The organism is Halomonas sp. LS-001, assembly GCF_052983955.1.
Genome location: NZ_CM129816.1, coordinates 2,138,008 through 2,158,413 on the forward strand (window position 1 = coordinate 2,138,008; position 20,406 = coordinate 2,158,413).

At 54.5% G+C, this 20,406-nt stretch carries 16 protein-coding genes and 1 CRISPR repeat array; of the genes, 7 read left to right on the forward strand and 9 right to left on the reverse strand.

Going from position 1 to position 20,406, the window contains the following annotated elements:
• The first annotated feature begins 110 nt into the window (after positions 1 to 110).
• The gene (locus tag ACU6TU_RS09685) at positions 111 to 1,160 is read left to right on the forward strand and encodes a LacI family DNA-binding transcriptional regulator (RefSeq protein WP_447141235.1); all 1,050 of its coding nucleotides are present in this window, start codon (positions 111 to 113) and stop codon (positions 1,158 to 1,160) included.
• A 150-nt stretch (positions 1,161 to 1,310) separates the two neighbouring features.
• Here ACU6TU_RS09685 and gap read toward each other — a convergent pair whose 3' ends face one another.
• The gene (gap, locus tag ACU6TU_RS09690) at positions 1,311 to 2,315 is read right to left on the reverse strand and encodes a type I glyceraldehyde-3-phosphate dehydrogenase (protein WP_447141236.1); all 1,005 of its coding nucleotides are present in this window, start codon (positions 2,313 to 2,315) and stop codon (positions 1,311 to 1,313) included.
• A 207-nt stretch (positions 2,316 to 2,522) separates the two neighbouring features.
• On the opposite strand from gap, the gene pyk reads away from it, so the two are divergent.
• The 3 genes from pyk to pgi are packed head-to-tail and all read left to right on the forward strand — an operon-like array spanning position 2,523 to position 6,200.
• On the forward strand, positions 2,523 to 3,995 hold the full coding sequence (gene pyk, locus ACU6TU_RS09695; protein WP_447141237.1) for a pyruvate kinase: 1,473 nt from the start codon (positions 2,523 to 2,525) through the stop codon (positions 3,993 to 3,995).
• A gap of 28 nt (positions 3,996 to 4,023) precedes the next feature.
• Entirely contained in the window at positions 4,024 to 4,500 is a 477-nt protein-coding gene (locus ACU6TU_RS09700) for a methylglyoxal synthase (RefSeq protein WP_447141238.1), read from the forward strand.
• 44 nt (positions 4,501 to 4,544) lie between these two features.
• Positions 4,545 to 6,200 carry a glucose-6-phosphate isomerase gene (pgi, locus tag ACU6TU_RS09705; protein ID WP_447141239.1) on the forward strand — a complete coding sequence of 552 codons (1,656 nt, stop codon included), beginning with the start codon at positions 4,545 to 4,547 and terminating at the stop codon, positions 6,198 to 6,200.
• Between the two features lie 214 nt (positions 6,201 to 6,414).
• Positions 6,415 to 7,007: a CRISPR direct-repeat array (repeat unit 36 nt; unit sequence GTCCGGACCCTTCCCTGCTTTCAAAGGGATTAAGAC).
• Positions 7,008 to 7,473: 466 nt separating this feature from the next.
• Here the strand turns inward: pgi and ACU6TU_RS09710 are convergent.
• The 8 genes from ACU6TU_RS09710 to csx16 all read right to left on the reverse strand — a co-directional run bounded on the left by ACU6TU_RS09710 (position 7,474) and on the right by csx16 (position 17,468).
• On the reverse strand, positions 7,474 to 9,837 hold the full coding sequence (locus ACU6TU_RS09710) for a TIGR03986 family type III CRISPR-associated RAMP protein (RefSeq protein ID WP_447141240.1): 2,364 nt from the start codon (positions 9,835 to 9,837) through the stop codon (positions 7,474 to 7,476).
• Positions 9,834 to 10,349 carry a hypothetical protein gene (locus ACU6TU_RS09715; RefSeq protein ID WP_447141241.1) on the reverse strand — a complete coding sequence of 172 codons (516 nt, stop codon included), beginning with the start codon at positions 10,347 to 10,349 and terminating at the stop codon, positions 9,834 to 9,836. The genes ACU6TU_RS09710 and ACU6TU_RS09715 overlap by 4 nt, the downstream gene beginning before the upstream one ends.
• A complete protein-coding gene (locus ACU6TU_RS09720; RefSeq protein WP_447141242.1) occupies positions 10,346 to 11,779 on the reverse strand; it encodes an RAMP superfamily CRISPR-associated protein in 1,434 nt (477 codons plus the stop codon). Before ACU6TU_RS09720 ends, ACU6TU_RS09715 begins: the two co-directional genes overlap by 4 nt.
• Positions 11,776 to 13,389 carry a type III-B CRISPR module-associated Cmr3 family protein gene (locus ACU6TU_RS09725; protein ID WP_447141243.1) on the reverse strand — a complete coding sequence of 538 codons (1,614 nt, stop codon included), beginning with the start codon at positions 13,387 to 13,389 and terminating at the stop codon, positions 11,776 to 11,778. The genes ACU6TU_RS09720 and ACU6TU_RS09725 overlap by 4 nt, the downstream gene beginning before the upstream one ends.
• Positions 13,389 to 14,066 carry an RAMP superfamily CRISPR-associated protein gene (locus ACU6TU_RS09730; RefSeq protein WP_447141244.1) on the reverse strand — a complete coding sequence of 226 codons (678 nt, stop codon included), beginning with the start codon at positions 14,064 to 14,066 and terminating at the stop codon, positions 13,389 to 13,391. The genes ACU6TU_RS09725 and ACU6TU_RS09730 overlap by 1 nt, the downstream gene beginning before the upstream one ends.
• A complete protein-coding gene (locus ACU6TU_RS09735; protein ID WP_447141245.1) occupies positions 14,063 to 15,697 on the reverse strand; it encodes a Cas10/Cmr2 second palm domain-containing protein in 1,635 nt (544 codons plus the stop codon). The genes ACU6TU_RS09730 and ACU6TU_RS09735 overlap by 4 nt, the downstream gene beginning before the upstream one ends.
• 92 nt (positions 15,698 to 15,789) lie before the next feature.
• A complete protein-coding gene (csx2, locus tag ACU6TU_RS09740; protein ID WP_447141246.1) occupies positions 15,790 to 17,016 on the reverse strand; it encodes a TIGR02221 family CRISPR-associated protein in 1,227 nt (408 codons plus the stop codon).
• Positions 17,017 to 17,147: 131 nt separating this feature from the next.
• Positions 17,148 to 17,468 carry a CRISPR-associated protein Csx16 gene (gene csx16 / locus ACU6TU_RS09745; protein WP_447141247.1) on the reverse strand — a complete coding sequence of 107 codons (321 nt, stop codon included), beginning with the start codon at positions 17,466 to 17,468 and terminating at the stop codon, positions 17,148 to 17,150.
• Positions 17,469 to 17,777: 309 nt separating this feature from the next.
• Between csx16 and ACU6TU_RS09750 the strand changes: the two genes are divergently transcribed.
• From ACU6TU_RS09750 to ACU6TU_RS09760, 3 genes are all read left to right on the forward strand, one after another.
• The gene (locus ACU6TU_RS09750; RefSeq protein ID WP_447141248.1) at positions 17,778 to 18,761 is read left to right on the forward strand and encodes a hypothetical protein; all 984 of its coding nucleotides are present in this window, start codon (positions 17,778 to 17,780) and stop codon (positions 18,759 to 18,761) included.
• A 155-nt stretch (positions 18,762 to 18,916) separates the two neighbouring features.
• A complete protein-coding gene (locus ACU6TU_RS09755; RefSeq protein WP_447141249.1) occupies positions 18,917 to 19,441 on the forward strand; it encodes a hypothetical protein in 525 nt (174 codons plus the stop codon).
• A gap of 124 nt (positions 19,442 to 19,565) precedes the next feature.
• Positions 19,566 to 20,396, forward strand: a complete 831-nt coding sequence (locus ACU6TU_RS09760) for a cold-shock protein (protein WP_447141250.1) — start codon at positions 19,566 to 19,568, stop codon at positions 20,394 to 20,396.
• Positions 20,397 to 20,406: the final 10 nt, after the last annotated feature.

The following is a 20,406-nucleotide window of genomic DNA, read 5'->3' on the forward strand; positions in this document are numbered from 1 at the left end:
GATAACGGCCCTTGATCAAATCGCATCAGGGCCGTTATTTTTGTGCACGTGATTCAAATCATTTACGCATTATAAAATCACATTACACAATTAGACAGGGAAGACACGCCGTGACCGCTCATCGTCGAATGACCCTTAAGGATCTTGCCGCTGAACTCGGCGTTTCCACCGCGACTATATCCAATGCTTTCAATCGCCCCGACCAGCTTTCCCCCCTCTTGCGTGATCGCATATTGAGGGAAGCCAAGCGTATGGGCTACAACGGCCCGGATGCCAAGGCGCGCAGTTTGCGCACCGGGCGTTCCGGCATCGTGGCGGTGATTCTTGCCGAAAGCCTGACCTACAGCCTCAACGATGCTGTCGCAAGTGAGTTTTTAGCCGGCGTTGCCGAAGTGCTGGATGCCCATGGCCATACCATGCTGCTGCTGCCGGGCCGTGGCCACGCCTCCCGCCCCCCGGGCTCGGCCAATATCGCCGATGGTTTTATTGTTTATGGCCTGATGCCTGACAACCGACTACTCGATGAACTGCCTTCACAACGCTTACTGGTGTCGGTAGATTTCGATATCGAAGACAGCCCAACGGTTCATATTGATGACCAGGAGGCCAGCTACCATATTGCCCAGCACGCGTTAAAAACGCGGCCCAAGCGGCCAGCGGTGATCAACCTTCGCCTTACCAAAGAGCATTGCAACGGGCGTGTGACGCGGGAACACACCATGCTTCCCAACAGCAGTACCATCAGCCGTGCCCGCCTGGCGGGTTTTCATGCAGCGCTGAGTGAAGCGGGCTATGACATCGAACAGATTCCACTTTGGAATATCGAGGAAAACGTCTTTGATGTCTGCTCACCCGTGGTCACCGAAATTCTCGATGCGCCTGATGATCAGCGCCCCGATCTGCTTTTATGCATGTCTGACCGTATTGCGCTCACAGCCCTGACGCTGGCAGAGCAGCAGAATATTAAAGTCCCTGAAGAACTGAGAATCACCGGATTTGACGGCATTGCAGAGGGGCAATACAGATCGCCACGCTTGACCACCGTGCGCCAGGATAGCGCCGAAAAAGGCCGCGTGGCAGCACAGATTGTGTTAGGCCGCTTGGCCAAAAAGGCGAAGCTGCTCAAAACGCAACTGATAGTGGGAGAAACCTGCCCATAAGCCTTCTACTGTGACCAGCCGTGTGGATCATCACCTCAGATGGCCATTACTGATCAACATCACTGGGCAGCGTTTGCAAAAACAGCGTTTGAAAAAACGCGTAGAGCGCGTCCCTGCACCCCAGGCAAAATAGCGGTTATTTAATAACGCTTAACCGGCCGCTTTCTGCATGGCTTCCGCGGTATCCAGCATACGGTTGGAGAAGCCCCACTCGTTGTCGTACCACGCCATAATTTTCACCAGACGGCCATTCACCCGGGTGTGATTAGCGTCAAAGGTAGACGAGTGCGCATCATGATTAAAATCAATAGACACCAGCGGCTGGGCATTGACTGCTAACACAGAGGAGGTCGCCGCCGCTTTTTCAACAACCGCATTGATCTCTTCAACGGTAGTGTCACGGCCAGCGGTGAAGGTAAGATCCACCAACGAAACGTTGATCACCGGCACCCGAACCGCCAGGCCATCGAATTTACCTTCCAACTCGGGCAACACCTTGCCAACGGCAGCCGCAGCACCCGTCTTGGTGGGAATCATCGAGTGTGTCGCACTCCGCGCCCGGTAGGGGTCAGTGTGATAGACATCCGACAGGTTCTGATCGTTAGTGTAAGCATGGACCGTGGTCATTAAACCGTTTTCAATGCCCACCGCGTCATTCAGCGCTTTGGCCACCGGTGCCAGGCAGTTAGTCGTGCAAGAGGCATTCGAGACCACTTTATGGTCAGCGGTGAGTGATCCTTCATTGACGCCGTAAACAATCATGGCATCGGCATCAGGGCTTGGGGCCGAGATCAATACCCGCTTGGCACCCGCCTCGATATGCTTGGCTGCAGCGTCGCGCTTGGTGAACAAGCCGGTGCATTCCATGACGATATCGATGTCCATTGATGCCCAGGGTAACTTTGAAGGATCCCGCTCTGAGGAGATCGCAATCCGGTCACCGTCGACGCTAATGCTTTCCGCGTCGTGTTCGACCGAATACGCAAAATGGCCATGAACGGTATCATGGCGCAGCAGGTGCGAGTTAAGCGAAGGGTCGCCCAGATCATTGATCGCAACGACTTGAAGGCGATCACGGTAGCTGTTTTCGTAAAGCGCACGCAGTACGTTGCGGCCAATCCGTCCAAATCCGTTAATGGCAACTCTTATTGTCATGGTATTACCTCAATCATGCAGTGGTTATGGATGGCGTACTCTGTAAAAAAATTACTAAAAATACGTATTTAATTGTCAAAAAAGCAATTTAACTCTAAAAAATGGCCTTATAAGCTTACCAATACTCCAATATGTAGTAAAATTACTATAAAACAGCTATCGTAGTCCAATAATTAATCACTTGAATTCCCAACCGGAGCAACCTCCATGACTCACACGACATCAACCGCCTCTATTCCCCTTCGCCGCACCAAAATTGTCGCAACACTTGGCCCCGCCAGTGACCGCCCGGGCGTACTGGAAGCCATGCTAAAAGCGGGCGTTGATGTTGTGCGGCTCAACTTTTCTCACGGTGCCGCCGATGATCACCGCCGCCGTCTTGAGGACGTTCGCGAAATCGCCCAGCGCCTGAACCGCAGCGTTGCCGCACTGGGCGACCTGCAAGGGCCGAAAATTCGTATCGCACGTTTTGCCGAAGGCGCCGTTCATCTGGAAGCAGGACAGGCGTTTGTGCTCGATATGGCACTGGATGCCAACAGCGGCACCGCCGAACGTGTTGGCTGTGACTACAAGTCGCTGATTGACGATGTCGTGCCGGGTGACCGCCTGCTGCTGGACGATGGCCGCCTGGTCGTGGATGTGACCTCTATTACAGGGCAGGAAGTCCACACCCGCGTTCACGTGGGTGGCAAGCTTTCCAATAACAAGGGCATCAACAAACAAGGCGGCGGACTATCTGCCCCGGCGCTGACTGAAAAAGATAAAGAAGACCTGAAAACCGCGATTGATATCGGCGTTGATTACCTGGCGGTGTCATTCCCGCGCAGCGCCGCCGATATGCAGGAAGCTCGCGACCTGCTAGGCGAGGCAGGCAAGGAAATCGGCCTGGTGGCCAAGCTTGAGCGCGCCGAAGCAGTGGCCAATGATGAAACCCTGGATGGCATTATTGAAGCCTCTGAAGCGGTGATGGTAGCGCGTGGCGACCTGGGCGTAGAAATTGGCGATGCCGCACTGATCGGCACGCAAAAACGTATCATCAAGCATGCCCGCACCCTTAACCGCGCGGTCATTACAGCCACGCAGATGATGGAGTCGATGATCGAGTCGCCGCTGCCTACCCGCGCCGAAGTTTTCGACGTGGCTAATGCCGTACTGGATGCCACCGATGCCGTCATGCTTTCGGCGGAAACTGCTGCAGGCGACTACCCCGTCGAAACCATTCAGGCGATGGACCGGGTGTGCCTGGGCGCCGAGCGTGAACGTATTGCCCAGGAATCTGGCCACCGCATCCATGAAGGCTTTGAGCGTATTGATGAAACCATTGCGCTTTCCGCCATGTACGCCGCCAACCACTTGACCGGTGTCTGTGCCATTGCCTGCATGACGTCGACAGGCTACACGCCGCTGATTGCCTCACGCATCCGCTCTGGCCTGCCGATTGTTGGCCTTGCCCACAGCCCGATTGCCCAGCGGCGCATGGCACTGTATCGCGGCGTCGTATCGATTCCTTTCGATACCACCGACATGGACCCGCAAGAACTCAATAAAGAAGCCCTGAAACTGCTGCATGCTCAGGGTTTGGCAGGCCCGGGCGAGCATGTCATTCTTACCCGTGGCGACCATATGAACGCCCACGGCGGCACCAACACCATGAAAGTACTGGCCGTCGACTCAGAATAAACGCACCCAATACCAAGAGAACCCTGCCATGACTGACGCACGCCCACCCCGTCAAGCTGTTCGCACCCTGCAAGCCCGCAAACGCATTGCATTGATTGCCCACGACGGCAAAAAAACCGAAATGCTGGAGTGGGCGACGCGCTGGCAGGACACGCTCGGCCAGCACACCCTGATTGGCACCGGCACCACCGCCGGGCGTCTTAAGAAGGCGCTGGGTCTTGAGGTCGAGGGGTTGATGAGCGGGCCGCTGGGCGGTGATCAGCAAATTGGCGCGCGTATTGCCGAGCAGCAGTTGGATGTGCTGATTTTCTTCTGGGATCCGTTTGCCCCGCAGCCCCACGACCCAGATGTCAAAGCCCTGCTGCGCTTGGCCGCGTTATGGAATGTGCCAATCGCCAGCAATGCCGCCAGCGCGGACTTTCTGCTGTCATCGCCGTATCTCAGCGAACGCTATGAAATGGCGATTCCCGATGCAGCGGCCTGGGCGCAGGCGCGTAGCCAATAAATCCGGTGGTCGACCCTACAATATCGAACAATAGCGAGCACTCTATGTTTCAACTCACCCGTAGCGTTACCTGGCAGGCACTCGAACGCCTGCGCGACACAACCGCCAACGACCGCATCCGTGATTACTTCACCCAGGATGCGCAACGCTTTGAAAAAATGAGCCTTCGGGTGGGCGGCCTGTTTCTGGATTACTCCAAGCACCACGTCTCGGATGACGTGCTAAATAAGCTGCTGGAGCTGGCCGACCATTCCGCCCTGGTTCAGCGCCGGGCGCAGATGTTCTCCGGCGACATTATCAACGTCACCGAGAACCGCCCGGTACTGCATACTGCGTTACGCAATTTAAGCGATGAGCCGGTGCATGTTGACGGCGATGACGTGATGCCAGAAATCAACCGCACCCGCGAGCAGATCAAGCAGTTTTCGGAAGCGGTAAGAAGCGGCGAATGGAAAGGCTATAACGGCCAGCGCATCAAGGACGTGGTCAATATCGGCATTGGTGGCTCGGACCTTGGCCCCAACATGGCGGTGCGCGCATTGCTCAAATACCGCCACCCGGAACTCCACTTCCACTTTGTTTCCAACGTCGATGGCACCCATATCCAGAAGGTGCTATCGCGGCTTGACCCCGCCACCACCCTGTTTATCGTGTCGACCAAAACCTTCTCCACCCAGGAAACCCTGCTGAACGCGAAAACCGCACGGCGCTGGTTCCTGGAAAACGCCGGCGAAGACGCTGACGTGGGTGCCCACTTTATTGCCGCTTCCACCAACCGCAAGGCGGCGATGGAGTTCGGCATTCGTGAAGAGAACGTGTTCGAATTCTGGGCTTGGGTCGGTGGGCGCTATTCCATGTGGTCATCTATCGGCCTGCCGATTGCGCTTTCGATTGGCTTTGACGGCTTTATCGAGCTGCTGGAAGGCGCCCATGAGATGGATCGACACTTTATCGAAGCGCCCTTCTCGCAGAATATGCCGGTGCTGATGGCGTTGATCGGTATCTGGTACATCAACTTTATCGGTGCCGAAACCCAAGCCATCGTGCCCTACGACCAGGCGCTCAACCAGCTGCCCTCGTTCCTGCAACAGCTGGATATGGAATCCAACGGCAAATCGGTGGATATTTTCGGCCATCCGGTCAACTACAAAACCGGCCCGATTGTGTGGGGCCAGACCGGCTCTAACGGCCAGCATGCGTTCTTCCAGCTGCTGCACCAGGGCACCCGCTACGTTCCGATCGATTTTATTGCCTCACTCAAGCCCGAACCCGGCGTGGAAGACCACCACTTTGCGCTACTCACCAATATGCTCGCCCAGGCCAACGCCTTTATGGAAGGCAGCCAGGGCGACAGCAAGGAACTCAGCCAGCATGACCCCTACAGCTGCCCCGGTAACCGGCCTTCCAGCACCCTGCTGCTGGACGAGCTAACGCCGAAAAACCTCGGTGCGCTGATTGCCCTCTACGAGCACAAGGTGTTTGTGCAGGGTGTGATCTGGAACATCAACTCCTTTGACCAGTGGGGCGTGCAGCTGGGCAAACGCATTGCCGGTGAAATCAGCGAGCGAATCGACACCAACGCCGCCGACTTCGACGCCTCTACCCAAGGCCTGCTGGAACTGGTGCGCGGGCATTTTCCTGGCAATAGCAGCGGCCACCAAAGCTCACCCAAAGCAAAAAACACGGCCCGAACCCGCTAACCCCGCCACCCCGCGCCTGGCCCGCACTTTTTGCGCAGGCGCGGGTTGCATTTATCAGCCCACCAAGGCAATATTAGCGGCAAGCAATAAAGGTGGGTAAAGCAGCAAGCGCCTTACCACATTCAGAATTTTGTAGCAACTTTTTATGTACGAAAACAGTCATAAAATTTGGCTTGCAAGCTTCTGATTTAAAACACCTTTTTTCTGCCCAAGGGTCCGGACCCTTCCCTGCTTTCAAAGGGATTAAGACCCTTTGACGCCTCCTTGATGGGAGTGTCAACCAGTCCGGACCCTTCCCTGCTTTCAAAGGGATTAAGACACCTGATGACAAACGCCATCTGTATCGAAATCAGGTCCGGACCCTTCCCTGCTTTCAAAGGGATTAAGACCAAAAGATGAACATCGCCATCCGTGAAGGAAAAGTCCGGACCCTTCCCTGCTTTCAAAGGGATTAAGACCAAAACCCACTCTCAAACAAAGCATTGTTCATGGTCCGGACCCTTCCCTGCTTTCAAAGGGATTAAGACCAGCCACCGGAATTGGCAACCGACAATTAAAAATCCGTCCGGACCCTTCCCTGCTTTCAAAGGGATTAAGACTTGTTCATTGTGGTCATGCGTCTTACTCCTTCGTCCGGACCCTTCCCTGCTTTCAAAGGGATTAAGACATCAAATTCATTTTTGTGCCCCTTAGGGACATGAGTCCGGACCCTTCCCTGCTTTCAAAGGGATTAAGACATACCACTCGCACTCGCACTCATCATACTCTTGCGTCCGGACCCTTCCCTGCTTTCAAAGGGATTAAGACATACCACTCGCACTCGCACTCATCATACTCTTGCGTCCGGACCCTTCCCTGCTTTAAAGGGATTAAGACGGGGCCCGCAAGCCCTGCACCCCGTCATTCCCGCATGCCCTTAGCGGGAATCCATTGTGATTCAGGCACTCAGGCTACGGTGAGCAAGGTCAAACTGGATTCCCGATAACCCCACTCGGGAATGACAGAGATGTGGCTGAATCAGGAATGACAGAACTGAGGCTGAGTCAGGGATGACTCGTTCGGGATTATCGGGTTATTTGCGTCAGGGGGATGTTACTATGGTGGACGCGAGTGATGCGGGCTGGCAAATCACTGGAGCCCCTCTCTGCTTACAAACGGCCTGAGCCGCAGAAGATAAGTTAGTGTTGAAAACAGTAGAGCCCGTCTATCCTTTAAGGATAACGGGCTCTTACATTTGACGGAAATATAATAAACGGGCCTGACTTCTGGCGGACTACCGGCCCCCGCCAAAAATCATGGATAAAACAAACAGCGCCACAAGACCAAAGATAACAACACTCACGATTTCTCCACTTGATACCGGAAACTTCTCGTGAGTAGACGCACAGAAAGGACAGATAGATTTTTTGGGTACTGGCGTCCAACCGTGTTTTGCATGTACCAATGGTGGGCCGGTGATAATGCGGGGCACCATTCTTTTCCCACAGTGCTGGCAGCTTACCCGGCTATCTGAACGGTCATCATGTGTTGAGTTTTGCTTTATGCGGACAAGGCAGGCCTTTGGGCCTTTATTACCCTGGGCAGGCTCAAACTCTACTGTGGCACCATGGTTGGGCAAATCAGCTCCCTGAATATCCCGCACCCCAAAAAAACGCTCAACATTGTCACTACCAATAACAAAGCCAAAACCTTTTTCTTTCGAAAACCATTTAACTTTACCCTTCATCAAACTTTTTCTTGAAACTCCATCTGTTGTTTTAACTTTATTATTTTTTTCATTTTTAACTTTCTTAACACCAACCTCATTTGGGTGACTTTCAGATTTAGGCGTACTCTCAACAGATACCTCAGCCGATTTCTGAGAATCCCCTGAAACTATTTCTGCAGGATAAGAGGATAAGCGCAACTTTTTCTGCTTTGCCTTAACAAAGTGCTGAGGTGACGAGTAAGCTTGCAGATTTTGGCCACGCGCATTACTCGGCTCTGCCATTGCCAACAGGTTTGTCACCTGCGGGCTTTGCTCCCAACACTTAACTGAATCAGCCAATTTTTGCCAAGCGTTATTCATATAAGTTTCAAAGGCAGAACGTGCCGCTTGCAGCAAAGCTTCACTGGCTACTGCTTTTTGGGTGGGGTCGTTATGCGTTAAACTCGCGGCTTGAATATCCAGTGCTACCTGTCCAAACCCCATTGACTTGCCCAGCCCCAGGGCATGGCGATACTGTGTGCGCTGGCCAAAATCCAGGCACCACAGCAGAGCACCCAATTCCACCAGGCGAAGGTTATGAAAACGCAGTTTGCCCTTAAACGCGGTATCTTGCGGCACGGTCTCCAGGTAGGTCTGCACTTTCTTATTTTTCTTGACCAACTCGGTGAGTTCAGGAACCTCTGCCGCTTGCCTTACTGGGTAGCGTTTCCAGCCTGCCAGCTCGGCATCCTTGTCCATCAGTGTTTTGTAATCCCTGCCTCGTTTAGGCTGGTGGATATAGGCCGGGTAGAAGGTGGGCTTGGGGCTGCTCAACACCACAGGGCCGTCCTCGCGTAGCGCTGGCAGACCTTCCGCGTGCAGGTTGCCGGGCATGACACGGCCCCGCAGGTTCTGGCTCGCGTTTTCTTCGTTCATCCAGCCAAAGATCAGCCCGGCCAGGTCTGGGTTTTCCGCCGTAACATGCCCAGGCTGGGTATTCCGAATGGCATCGTGCAAGCTGTTCTTGTAGGGCAGCTTGTACATATTCGACAAGCCTAAAGAAGCCACTTCCTTATTATCATCAAGTTGATAAAAAACCGGAACACCTTTAAATCTTTTACTTTTACTAAAAAGCTTTAACTTCCAAAACCCCCATTCTTCACTGGATTCATGAATACTTAAAAATCCCTGCATAACAGAATTATTGACAACCTTCTTCTTTTTCACACTTTCATTAAGAAAAATAAATTCACGTTTTTTTGCTCCGTCTTTATCGTAATACGAGCCGGGCTGACCTGTTACAACCACATATCCTTCTTGATTACCATACCCCATTCTGAATGCTTCTTTTTTCTTATTCTTTCCATAAGGCCTTGTATCATAAGTAACAAAACGCTGCCCCTTAATTAAGCGATAGCGCTCTATAACAGTATTCCCCTTTTTAGACTTCCAGTCTTGTTCATCTATTTTAAAATATCGCAGCAATTCTTCTTGATGTACTCGAACATAAGAACAAGGCGTAATTTTCCATTGACCATCTTCAAAATCAAGCCAACCCGCATTAACTGGCTTTTTTATCATTTCTCGACTGTAAAAATTATTGCCTTTACTAATATCACGCACACCCAGCTGCTGGTCTTCCACCTGCTGAAAATGCCCGAAACAGGCAATTTCCATCACAGAACGCAGCATGCCCTTCAGGCTACTGCCCGGAATGGCCAACTGGTTATCCGGCGTACGGAAGAACTTGACCAACCCGGGAGTGTTGTCACCAGGCGCTTGCTGCTGGCCGCCTACGCACAACCGGGTGTGGGCGGTTAGTTTGATGTCCAACTCGCCACATACGCCGTCTGCAAAGGGGTGGTCATGGCTAACATGGCCAGCCCAGTCCGGGCGCAGGATATAGCGCGACAGCGGCACGAATCGATATGGTGCGGATAGTTCGGTCATTGTGTGCCTCCTGCAACGGTTTCCAGAATCGCCATCTCAAGTACCGGTTTGTCGCCTTCGAGTGACCATAACCGTAAGTAATCCAGGCTGGCGTCTTTGGCCTGGTGAGACAGGTGCGACACAGCTTCTGCCAGGTGGGTGGCTTCCTCGGTGCTGGCCGCTGGTCGGAAATCTATCTCTACCAGCTGCCAGAACTCCCTCTGCAGGTGGCGCAGTTTCCAGCTACGGCCAGAGCGAACACCTTCCGCCAGCAGGGGCAACTGCTGGGTGGCTTGCTGTGCATCAACGGGCAGTGAAAGCAAGGCTGACGCCTGTTGGCACCAACCCCGGTCGCCACAGGCATTGGCCATAAAAGCACGGGCCTGATCGGCTGTCAGGGCTTGCTGGTTAATCTCCACCGCCATGGGCGTCAGTGCCCGGGGCTGCCAGCCGAGTTTAAGCGCTTGAAGGCGTTGGGTCAGTGCCTGCCAGTCCTGGTGCGTGGTTGAAAGCGTGGTTGTCCGTTGCGTCATGCACTTGCCTCCTGCGTCTCTTCGCGAGCCAGCCACTGGCCCTGATCGCTCCATTGAATCGCGTTTGTTCCTATCAGGCTGCCCTGCCCACGGCTTCCATTGGCTCCTAATGGCAAGGCGCCGCTAGCAAGGTCTTCCAGGGTGGCGTTGAGCGCCTGGCAAAGCGCCGGGTCCTGATTAAGGCTGTCAATGGCCAACACGGTCAGTTTCAAGGTCAGCGGCGGCTGCCACAGCAACTCCTGTTCAAACAAGGCACCGTTGATCACCCCACCGGTAAAGCGGTCAATACGGTTATGGGTCTGGCGTAGCACTTTTGGCGCTTCAAGGTAGATATCATCAATCAGCAGCTTGCCTGCCTGACCTTCATTTTCGTCACCATTAACGGCCTCTCCCAGCAGGCTTATTGTACCTGGCTCTGGGGTGTCAGCCGGAGGTGACATATTTGCAGGGTCGAGCAGGTTGCCGCTTAACCGCCGGTAATGGAACCCGAGCCGATGGGCGATAGCGCCCTTGACCGCAGAACCAGGAATCACCGGCACTGGCTCACTCACCCTGGCATGATCGCCGTTCCAGACAATACGCGGTTCGCTCTGGGGTAACAGATCCGGCAGGCGGCCTTGTGCGTCTGGCTCGGACAACGACACTTCGCCGCCGCCAATACGCAGGCCGCCCTCGGCTTGCAGCGCTACACTGGCCGTCACGCTGGTAGTCGTCATTACCGCTTTGCTGGAGCTAACCGCTGTCAGCCCCTTGTTGCTGGCGCGTTTACGTGGCCGCTGGCAGTAGCCTTCACGCCCTTCTGGGGTGCGCAGATCCCAGCAGGCGGTCTCCAGCGCCTGTACCCGAAACGCCCCGCTGCCACTGCGTGTGCCATGCCCAAGCCTGAACGCTGGGTGGTTCAGCAGGGCCAGCAAGCGGTCAAATATTGCCGCTTCTTCAGGGGCATCGCTGGCCCAGTAGCCAATGAACGTGGTGTAGCGGGTGCCGGCAGGTATCAAGGTGACATCGAACTTACCGGTATCGGCGGCTGTTCCACGTATTCCCAGCTTGACGCGCTGGCGTACCAGCGGCTTATCGTCCAGCAAAAATGCCAGCACAGGATCCTGTTGAGGGTGGTCGCGCAGCCCTTCCTCCGCGTGATTGCGGCTGTCATTGACCAGCGCAGCCGTTACATTAAGCCAGCTGGGCTGGCCATCATCCCCCTCTGCATGACCAAACACCTGTCTGGTCTGTGTTTCCCCGTGTTCAGCGGCATATAGATGGCGCAGAACACCGGCCAGGCTGGTGGCAGGGATGAAGGGCAAGCCGTTGGCATCTCTTACCAAAAGCACATCATGGGTGGTATCGCCGCGCCCACTATGCACACCGTGGGGCGTGGTGGCTTCCAGCACCAGGCGGGCGTAATGGTAAATGGGCCGTTGTGCGATCATGCGGCGCCTCCTGATTGTGCTGTGGGCTGTGATGATGCGGATGCGCTATCCGGCGATCCCTGAATTACTGTTTCCCAATGCTGGGTGAGGCCCAGGGTCGCCAGACGACCGACGATAGCCACAATGTCACTGTCTTTAATCGCGTCAATTTCAGGAATGATGCGTTTGGCGAGGGTTGTGCGTGGGCCAAGTTCCAACTCCCAGCCGGAACGCTCGCGAATAATCGCCTGCTTACTCTGATAAAACGCCTGACGAAGTGCTGTGGGTTCATGCCGGTATTGATTGGCCAGCGTCTTGATTCTGCCCCACTGGCTGCGATTGGGTGCTGGCACCGGCTGATTGGCCGATATCCCCTGCCAGATACGGGCCTCTCCCACTGCCGCCACTAGCATGGCAAACAGTTCCTGAGCTTTCTCAGCAACGTGATCCGCATCACTCCCCTGGGCACGTTGCTGAACGACCCTCAGCAAGCGGGATGTCTCCGGCGTCGCCATCTTCATCGCGGCGGGTTCGGGCTGGGGTCCAGCCAACGGTTTGGCATCAGCAAAACGGGGCTGCTTCTGGCTCAACCAAGAGGGGTTCAATGCCACTCTTCCCAACCCCGTACTCTGATATACCCCCAGCCCTTGTTGCAGAGTAGTGAACTGATCCTCTGTCAGGGGGTTGCGCAACTGGTAGCGCAACACGCTACCCCGCGTAATCACCTGACGCTCTTCATCATGGCTGCGACGGTAGGCGTTATAAGGGCTGTAACGGCGGGTACGCAGAAAGCTTTCTTTACTCAGCCACTCTGCCCCTTCTGGCAACCCCAGACACTCGGGGTGCGGCTGCACTGTGGGTTGGCCGAGTTCATCCACCAGCGCCAAGTCAGACAGTAACCACAGCGACAGGGTGGTGCCTTCCGCCGTGGCAGTGGGAAGCTGGGTCTGTGTGGCAGCCGCCAACTCCAGGCGCTCCACTCGTACCCGTCCATATTGCGCTGAACGCGAACGCCCCAGGCGCAGGGTGCCGGTTAGGCTGGCAACGGCTTTGTCCAGCAGCGCCTGATCAGCCACGGCAGCTTCAAGCATGAAGACAAACACCTGCCCGGCCTCAAGGGATTGATAACCAAATAATTGCCCCTCGGCAGCTCGGCCAGTATCCGCATCCAGCGCGGTTTTCATGCGCAACTGCTTGCTGCTGGTAGAATATCCACCGGAGAGCGTCACATAGCCTTTACGTAACTGTTTGGGTTGACGCTGGCCATCCGTGTCAGTGTTCAGCGCAGAATCGAAAATCTTGCTGGCGCTCAGGGTGGCAGGCGCACCGTACGGAGCATCTTTTTTGAAGTCTTCCCCTTTGTAGTGGTGCCAACTCAAAGGCACCGGCCAGGCGGGTTCGCTGCCTGCCAGTGGCAACGCATCGTTAAAACGCACCGCGCCGCTGTGAAATAACCGCCAGGCTTCCTCGTCCGTCAACTCGCTATACAAGCGGCTGGCGGCGGCGCCTAAAAAGACAGAGCCGGGCAGGTAATCCAGCGTTTCCAGATTACCCAGGGTAGCGCCCGTCGCTCCCAGAATGACATCCTGCTCCAGCGTCACCTTGAGGACGCATTGTGTCCATCCGCTCATCATTGGCCTCCTTGCGCGGTGTGTAACTTAGAGTCGGCTGTGTGAGATGACAGGCTTAGAACGGCTTCCCCCAACCCACGGGTGCGATTCCCCCCTACGCTATCAATCAGGGGCAAGACGCGCCCTAACAGGGTGCTCAGGTCAGTCGCCATGGCGGCCTGCTGTTGCTGACGATGAGCTGATTCAAGGGCAGTCAGTTCGACACTGACAGAAGCCGTAAGCATCATCGGCAAGGCGGCTTCCATCCCCCTCAGGCTTTTCGCCACGGCGGTGCCGTTTTCATTGATGGCGGTGCTGTAGATTTCTTCGAACAGGTGCGATTTGGCCAGAGGGTTATCATGCAGCCAAGCGCGCTCTGGTGCAGGCAGCCTTGCATCGTCAATCATCAGCAGGCCAGGCAGTGTCTGAAAACGCTGGACGGCCTGGCTGCGTGTACCAAACAGCATGGCTTCCCAGCTGGGCTGAGGCCCTTCCGGCAAGGGTAGATCATCCAACCATTGCCACTGTTCGGCCCGCTGCAGGGCATGACGTAACAGACCTTTCAGGTGCCGCCCGGCGATAAACGGCAGGCCTTGATTGTCACGCTCGCATAACGCATCCAGGTGAGTACCACTGCTGCTGCCACTCCCTGCATGCCAGTAATGGTGAAGTTCCACCGTCAACTGCCAGGCTGTCATTGCCCAACCTCCTGTAAACTTGTGGCTGTGTGTGATGTACCCACCACGCCCAGATAGCAAAGCAGATCCGCCAGCAGTGCCTGCTGGCCATTTTCACTGGTCGGTAAATCCTGCCCAAGACTGCCCAATAAAGCCCGATGGTGATCGTCAAAGCTTGTCAGCAACGCCGCTGTGCTGGTTTTATCTCCCGCCAATTTGCGCCAGCGCTGATAGTCGTTAAGCGCGGTGTGTCTATCCAGATGCAACAGGGTGGCCAGTGAACGCAGGCGTTTATCATTTAACCTGTCCTGACCAAAGCAGCCCGCCAGTGCCTGCAGGCGCTTGAAGTCGCCCAGCATGGGGGTGTTCAGTTCAGAATCCAGGCTGTAGGCGGGCAGCCCTAAGGCCAGTTTCTCGTCCGATTTACGCACCAGCATCTCACGATCGAACAGGATGTCAGCTTCTTCGATCAGGCTTGCGGAGACACGGTGAAACGCCAGGCTTGAGGGAATGTTTTTCAGGCCCAGCTCGGCCTGGGCCTTGCGCGACTGCTTTTTGGCACGGTCACACAGGGTTTCAGCCAGCTCATAACATTGGGCAAATGGCTGGCTGGGTTTGATAAAGGCAATACCGGCACAGGCCGTCAGACGACTCGGCAACTCCCTGGTTTCCTCGGCATTGATCTGGCTGGCCTGCTCCTTGAGCGCCTTGAGAAAATCGACAGTTTTCTGCTCGAAGGCCCGCACAAAGGCTTGGGTAAAAGCAAATCCCAGATCTGCCCGAACCAGCAGCGTGACATCATCACCGCCCAGCACCAGAGGGCGGGCCGGCATCACACCGTGGCGGCTGACCTGCGGCACCAGAACTTCGTCCGTTGCCTGCTTGCAGGCAGCAATGGTGGCGTCTTCAAGGCCGTCGGAAAACTGGCGGTACAGCTGTATGTATGCCTGATCATCCGCATGGCCAGCAACAACGTTAACGACACGCAATACCTCACCCAGACCATTGCCATCAATATGGATCATGGCGATGCTGTCCCCGTCTCCCAGCGGAAAACGCTGCTCCTTTGGGGCATCACTTTCAAAGTTGTTCGGCCAGTGCACATCCTGAGAAGAGGAAACCCGCTGAGCCAATGGAACGGAGTCTTCTGGCCGCTTGAAACTCAGTTTGACCGTGGTGGCTTCATCAAGGCTTTCTCCTTCTTTCTGCTTGATAGCCGCCTGACCGGTCCGTGGGCTGCGCTGTGCAAGGGGCGAGGCCGCTGGCAATATGGCCGTTGGTCGGTTACGTGCTACCTTGAGCGCTTCCAGCCCCTGCCGAATGGCTTCCCGAGCAGTGGGTGCTTCAACCAGAGCATCGACCTGCTCAACGCCCGGTAACAACTGGTTGACCAGCAGTGACCAGAGACGACGAAAACGCTGAGCCTTTTCAGGCTCTTCAATCAGCAGATAAAACGCCCCACCGGCACAGCGCGGGCTGTGTTGCTTGTCGCTGTAACCTTCCAGCCCACAGACGGCCAAAGCCTGTTCCAGCGGCTGAGTACAAAGGTAATCAATCAACTCACTGCCCGCTACCATGTGCTTCAACTTGCCAGTGGCAAATAAAAACGGCTGGATCGAGCGTACCTCAAACAGGTAGGCACTGATGGTCATGGTGTTGGTTCCCTCCAAAAGGTTAAATGCGTCTGGCTAACCACTGTGTCAAATAGTGACTACCGATACTGATCGGAAAAACTTGTGCTGTATTAACCCTGCTTGATCTCATTGATCAGCTGCCTGATGGTGTTTCTCAGGCTTTTTTCATCCTGCTGCTGGCGGGCCAGCTTTTTATCCGTGTTGCGCAACCCATGCACCAGCGCATTGCGAAGCCGTTTGAGGGTTCTGAACGCGGTGGGGATGTCGTCTCCCCGGGAAATCTCGTCGCGATGATCAAAATCGTTCGGGTTGCCGCGCTCCAGATCAATACGCTTACTAATGTAGCCTTCCTGGGCATAGATCACGGCGCGCAGGTAGTCTCCCCGGCCAAGATACTCATCGGCCAGGCGCAGCTCGGCGTTGCCACGGCTGGAAACCGAGGCCCACCCGGTGCGCTCCATCAAGGCCGGGGAAAAGAGTTCCGCCAGCGGCTGGGTATCGGCATCAAAGGTATATTGGCGTAGCGGTGTCAGCTTCTGTTTGGCCTGGGAGGCGTTGGTGACCCGCTCGAAAAAGGCGGCCTGACGGATCGACTCACACACCTCCTGGGCAACGCCATCCTGGGCCAACAGGCCGGAAAACACGCCGTAATCGCCATCCTTGTCGAAGCTGTTCAACGCCTGCACCCAGTTGAGCACTTCCAGCATGCCATCCAGGCGCAGCACGGGGGCAACCCCTTCTTTCATGCGGTCAAACGCCCCGTAGTAAATGGCTTCCAACTGGGTTTGGCGCAGGCTGGCAAAATACTGGGCAGCGACTAGTGCCAGCATGGGGTGGTAACGCAAGCCGTGGGTCACATCGATGGACAGGCGTTCCTGAGTATGAATGACTTCATCCAGCGCCTTGAGGTAACGGGCAGTATCCTGGCGGGGGTTGTCTTCCACATAGGGCACAAGCTGGCAGGTCACCGGCAGGTTCAGCCAATTCGTCAGAAAGGTGCTGAGCTTGATCAGAAGCGCAGCACTCATGGCATCGGCTTTTTCCAGCGCCAGCAGTTCATCCATCAGCGCCCAGGCATTTTCGTCGTCGGCAGGGCAGATTTCACGGTTCATGCACACACCCACTGCCGAGGACCAGGCGCTGGCGGTGGTGCCGAGGATAACAACCCGGTCAGGCTGGACCTGGTCGATCAGGCCGAAGCCGATCATGGGGGTTTCGAAGGTGCGGCCATCGAGTTCATACACTGCATCTACGTAGTCGCGAACCTGGCCGGGGCCATCCTGAACACCATGGGGCAGACGTGGTTTACCCAGATGGGTAATCAATACATGGGGCATAATGACCTCCGTGTCATTGGGCTTCTCTTCAACATCCGTTATAGCGAAGCCTTTGGGAACGAGTATGCGTTTTTGTTTGTAGCGCTACTTAACGATACCCGAAATTAGCAATCAACGGGATATAGCAGAGTTTAATTGGCTTTCGACATAAGTCTACTTTTGGCAAGGCGCTGAACATGAAAGGCTTCCAGCCGGGCGTTGCAAGCATCCATCTGTTCGTCACTGAGCTCTTGCCCGCGCCAGATGGCGGGGATATCCAGGCTCAGGTGCCAGTATTCAGCGCCTTGCTCACACACCTGGCAAGCCAACTGCAGCGGCAGCGTGCCGATTACCCGGTCACCGGGGTTTAATGGTTCATCATCCAGATGGGTGATATGTTTATCCACCTTGATTCCCTGGCGCGCCAGCCATTGCAAAGCGCCTGAATGGCGGCTAACAACATAATCGGTCATGATTATTTCCCTGTGTTGATCAGTAACGAGCCGTTGGGTACAAAATCATCCTTGCCCAACATCCAATAGAAAAGTGCCTGCGCTCGTTGCGTTATGCCATTAACCAGCGCGAACTCACCGTCACATGACAGCATCTTCTGCTTTTTTTTGCTTTGGGGAAAAATTTGTGGCCAAAGGCTTGCGCCCTCTGCCGAAAAATTTTCCAATCACCTTCGGGTGCCCAATAGCGGCACAATTGGCGATGCAAGGAACAACGCCGATCAAGGTAGCGAACGCTGACCTGTATTCAACAATCAAGGAAGAACCCTTATGCCGAACCACGCTTTGCTAAAAGTCACACTTCCAACTTTCAGACTTCCAACCCTCACACTTACAGCCCTGCTGATAACAAGCCTTGGCGGCTGTGCTGCATTGCCCAGCCACCACCCTGACCTGCCTCCGGCTCACCCAACGGCGGCGTTACTGAACGCCCCGCTGACCAATGCACCGGAGCGGCTGGATCACAATAGCCTGGCCCGTGGCCCAGTGAAAACGCTGAATTATTATGCAGACTGCCAGCAAGCGTGCGATGGCAACTATATCAAATACCGCTACTGGCTCGATGAGCAAGGACGCGAAACCCGCAGGGAGTTTTATTCCGGCACCGGTATCATTACCAGTGAAAGCCATTACGAAGGCGATGCAAAAGTGCCCGTTATGCGCACATACAGTAGCAGCTCATCGGGTTATTCATCGAAAACCTATTACCGTCGCGATGAACATGATAATGCCTTGTCGTATGTTCAGATTAACGATAGTGGAGAGAAGTACACCTATCAGCGCATATTCAGGAAAACCGCGCATGGCATGCGTGTTTCATCGAACCCTGCCTATGAAACGGATGATTTAGGTATGCCTTCGCCCGCAAATTATTTCCAGAATGGGAGGATCATCCGCCAGGAAACCAAGGATTACCCCACCATCAACTTATCCACTGGCGCTTCGGGAACCGTCGATGCAGTTTACCAGTACGATTACAGCTTTTACCCCAACGGGCAGCTTCAGCAGGAGATCAAGACGGGGTTTGACGATGGCGAAAAAAGCAGCGTCTATATTGACCAATATTCGCCTGAGGGGCTGCTGTTGGTTGATTACTTTCTGTTATACGCCCCCTATCACCCGACATACGTCGCATACGACCAGTACAGGGTAGATGAACAGGGTAACTGGACACATCGCCGAAAATGCTTAGTGAATAGCGACGACCAGCGCTACGAATGCAGAAACGAACAGCAGCTGATCACCTACTATTGAAAACCGGCTGTTTGCCTGACAGGGCCATGTTGCAGACGATCAGGCTATGGACATGGCCCTTGATCGGACGTAAACAAAAATTTTCCAATCCCCCCCTGTTGCCCAACATCGGCACAATTGGCGATGTCACCGAAACGACAAACAAGGAGATGTTTATGCAGCGTTTTACCCGCCCCCTATTGACCTTATTGCTGGCCGTTTTCAGCCATACCGCCCTGGCCGACCCAACCGCCTTTGGCTTGACGCTGGGTGCCAGCAGCGAAGCCGAAATGAAAGCGCAGTACCGTGTGGAACACACCGGCGTTAATCGTTACAGCGATGGCAACACCTATGAAATACCGGCGCATCAGGTTGCCTTTAATGGCCTGAAAAAGTTAACCGCTATTTTCGATGAAGACGAAGTGCTGGTGGCCCTGTTGGCGACTTTCCACAAGAATCGTTTTGATGATCTGAACCAAGCCATCGGTCAGAAATATCGCCGTGTTAACCAGCAGATACCTTTTGTGGGCAACAAAAAGGCATCTTTTCGCGATGGCGATACCCAGATCATTCTTGACGCCCCGCACTTGAGTTTTGAACTGACGCTTTCCTACTTGCGCGATAACTTCAACACCGCCTTCAACCAGCGCTCTCAGCAGGAACAGCGCCAGCGCCGCGAGCAGGAGGCGTCTCAGCTTTAACACCACCTTGCTGGCAGCGGCGCAAACGCCCTGCCAGCACCCTGACGGGAAACGGCGTTGTGTCTAATTGTTATCAATTAACTGTATTGAATATAATATGTTTCAAACACAGGGAGGTGTTTTTATGCCAACAGGAACCATCAAATCCTATTCCACGCAGAAATCCTTTGGGTTTATTGAAAGTGAAAACGGGGAGTCCGTATTTTTTCATATTTCCAAAGTGGCCCCCAATGACAAAAACAACATCAAAGCGGGCTGCATCGTGTCCTTTGATGAGTGCCCGACGCCCAAGGGGATGGCGGCGGAAAAGATCGTCATCGCGGGCAAGGCTGCTGAGCGTTATGTTGCCCCACAAAGCAATGAAGTCATTGTGAGCAAAACCGAGGCCTGCGGTAAGGACAACCGGGTTGTCCATAAACTGCCCCGCATCACGGTGGAAGACAGAAACCCGGAGGCAGCGGTTGCACGCCTCAAAATCAAGGCAGGCAATGCGGGCTGCAATGCGATTGTTAACTTGAGCAAAGGACGCAGAAGGGGTCAGGCCTGGACGAATAGCAATTACCGCTTTTCCGTCCATGCGGTCAGTGCCCAGCCTGCTCTGGTAAAGCGTATTGTACATACCACCGACCTAACCCAAGCCAACCAAAGCAAACAACAGCTTGAGACTGACATCCAAAAGGTTGCCAGTGCAAAAGTCGAAAACGCCAAGGTTCACGATGCCAGTAGATACAACTTAGTGATCGGCGCTGTAATAATTGCCATCATTTTAGCCTTTGCAATACCAGCTTTAAAACAACAAGCTGAAAATAAAGCTATGATAAATGAAGTAATCAATAACATACGCTCCTCAGATGAAAACACACGCTCTAGTAGCATTACCTGGGACGAGAATCTCGGCATTATCGTTAATGAACAAACCATTAATAAAAACCGCAACCCTGATAATGAAAAATAATCAACAGTCA

Excerpts from the sequence above, each read along its gene's own strand:
- gap (WP_447141236.1), bottom strand. The coding sequence starts at position 2,315 with ATGACAATAAGAGTTGCCATTAACGGATTTGGACGGATTGGCCGCAAC.
- pyk (WP_447141237.1), top strand. The coding sequence starts at position 2,523 with ATGACTCACACGACATCAACCGCCTCTATTCCCCTTCGCCGCACCAAA.
- ACU6TU_RS09700 (WP_447141238.1), top strand. The coding sequence starts at position 4,024 with ATGACTGACGCACGCCCACCCCGTCAAGCTGTTCGCACCCTGCAAGCC.
- pgi (WP_447141239.1), top strand. The coding sequence starts at position 4,545 with ATGTTTCAACTCACCCGTAGCGTTACCTGGCAGGCACTCGAACGCCTG.
- ACU6TU_RS09710 (WP_447141240.1), bottom strand. The coding sequence starts at position 9,837 with ATGACCGAACTATCCGCACCATATCGATTCGTGCCGCTGTCGCGCTAT.
- ACU6TU_RS09715 (WP_447141241.1), bottom strand. The coding sequence starts at position 10,349 with ATGACGCAACGGACAACCACGCTTTCAACCACGCACCAGGACTGGCAG.
- ACU6TU_RS09720 (WP_447141242.1), bottom strand. The coding sequence starts at position 11,779 with ATGATCGCACAACGGCCCATTTACCATTACGCCCGCCTGGTGCTGGAA.
- ACU6TU_RS09725 (WP_447141243.1), bottom strand. The coding sequence starts at position 13,389 with ATGAGCGGATGGACACAATGCGTCCTCAAGGTGACGCTGGAGCAGGAT.
- ACU6TU_RS09730 (WP_447141244.1), bottom strand. The coding sequence starts at position 14,066 with ATGACAGCCTGGCAGTTGACGGTGGAACTTCACCATTACTGGCATGCA.
- ACU6TU_RS09735 (WP_447141245.1), bottom strand. The coding sequence starts at position 15,697 with ATGACCATCAGTGCCTACCTGTTTGAGGTACGCTCGATCCAGCCGTTT.
- csx2 (WP_447141246.1), bottom strand. The coding sequence starts at position 17,016 with ATGCCCCATGTATTGATTACCCATCTGGGTAAACCACGTCTGCCCCAT.
- csx16 (WP_447141247.1), bottom strand. The coding sequence starts at position 17,468 with ATGACCGATTATGTTGTTAGCCGCCATTCAGGCGCTTTGCAATGGCTG.
- ACU6TU_RS09750 (WP_447141248.1), top strand. The coding sequence starts at position 17,778 with ATGCCGAACCACGCTTTGCTAAAAGTCACACTTCCAACTTTCAGACTT.
- ACU6TU_RS09755 (WP_447141249.1), top strand. The coding sequence starts at position 18,917 with ATGCAGCGTTTTACCCGCCCCCTATTGACCTTATTGCTGGCCGTTTTC.
- ACU6TU_RS09760 (WP_447141250.1), top strand. The coding sequence starts at position 19,566 with ATGCCAACAGGAACCATCAAATCCTATTCCACGCAGAAATCCTTTGGG.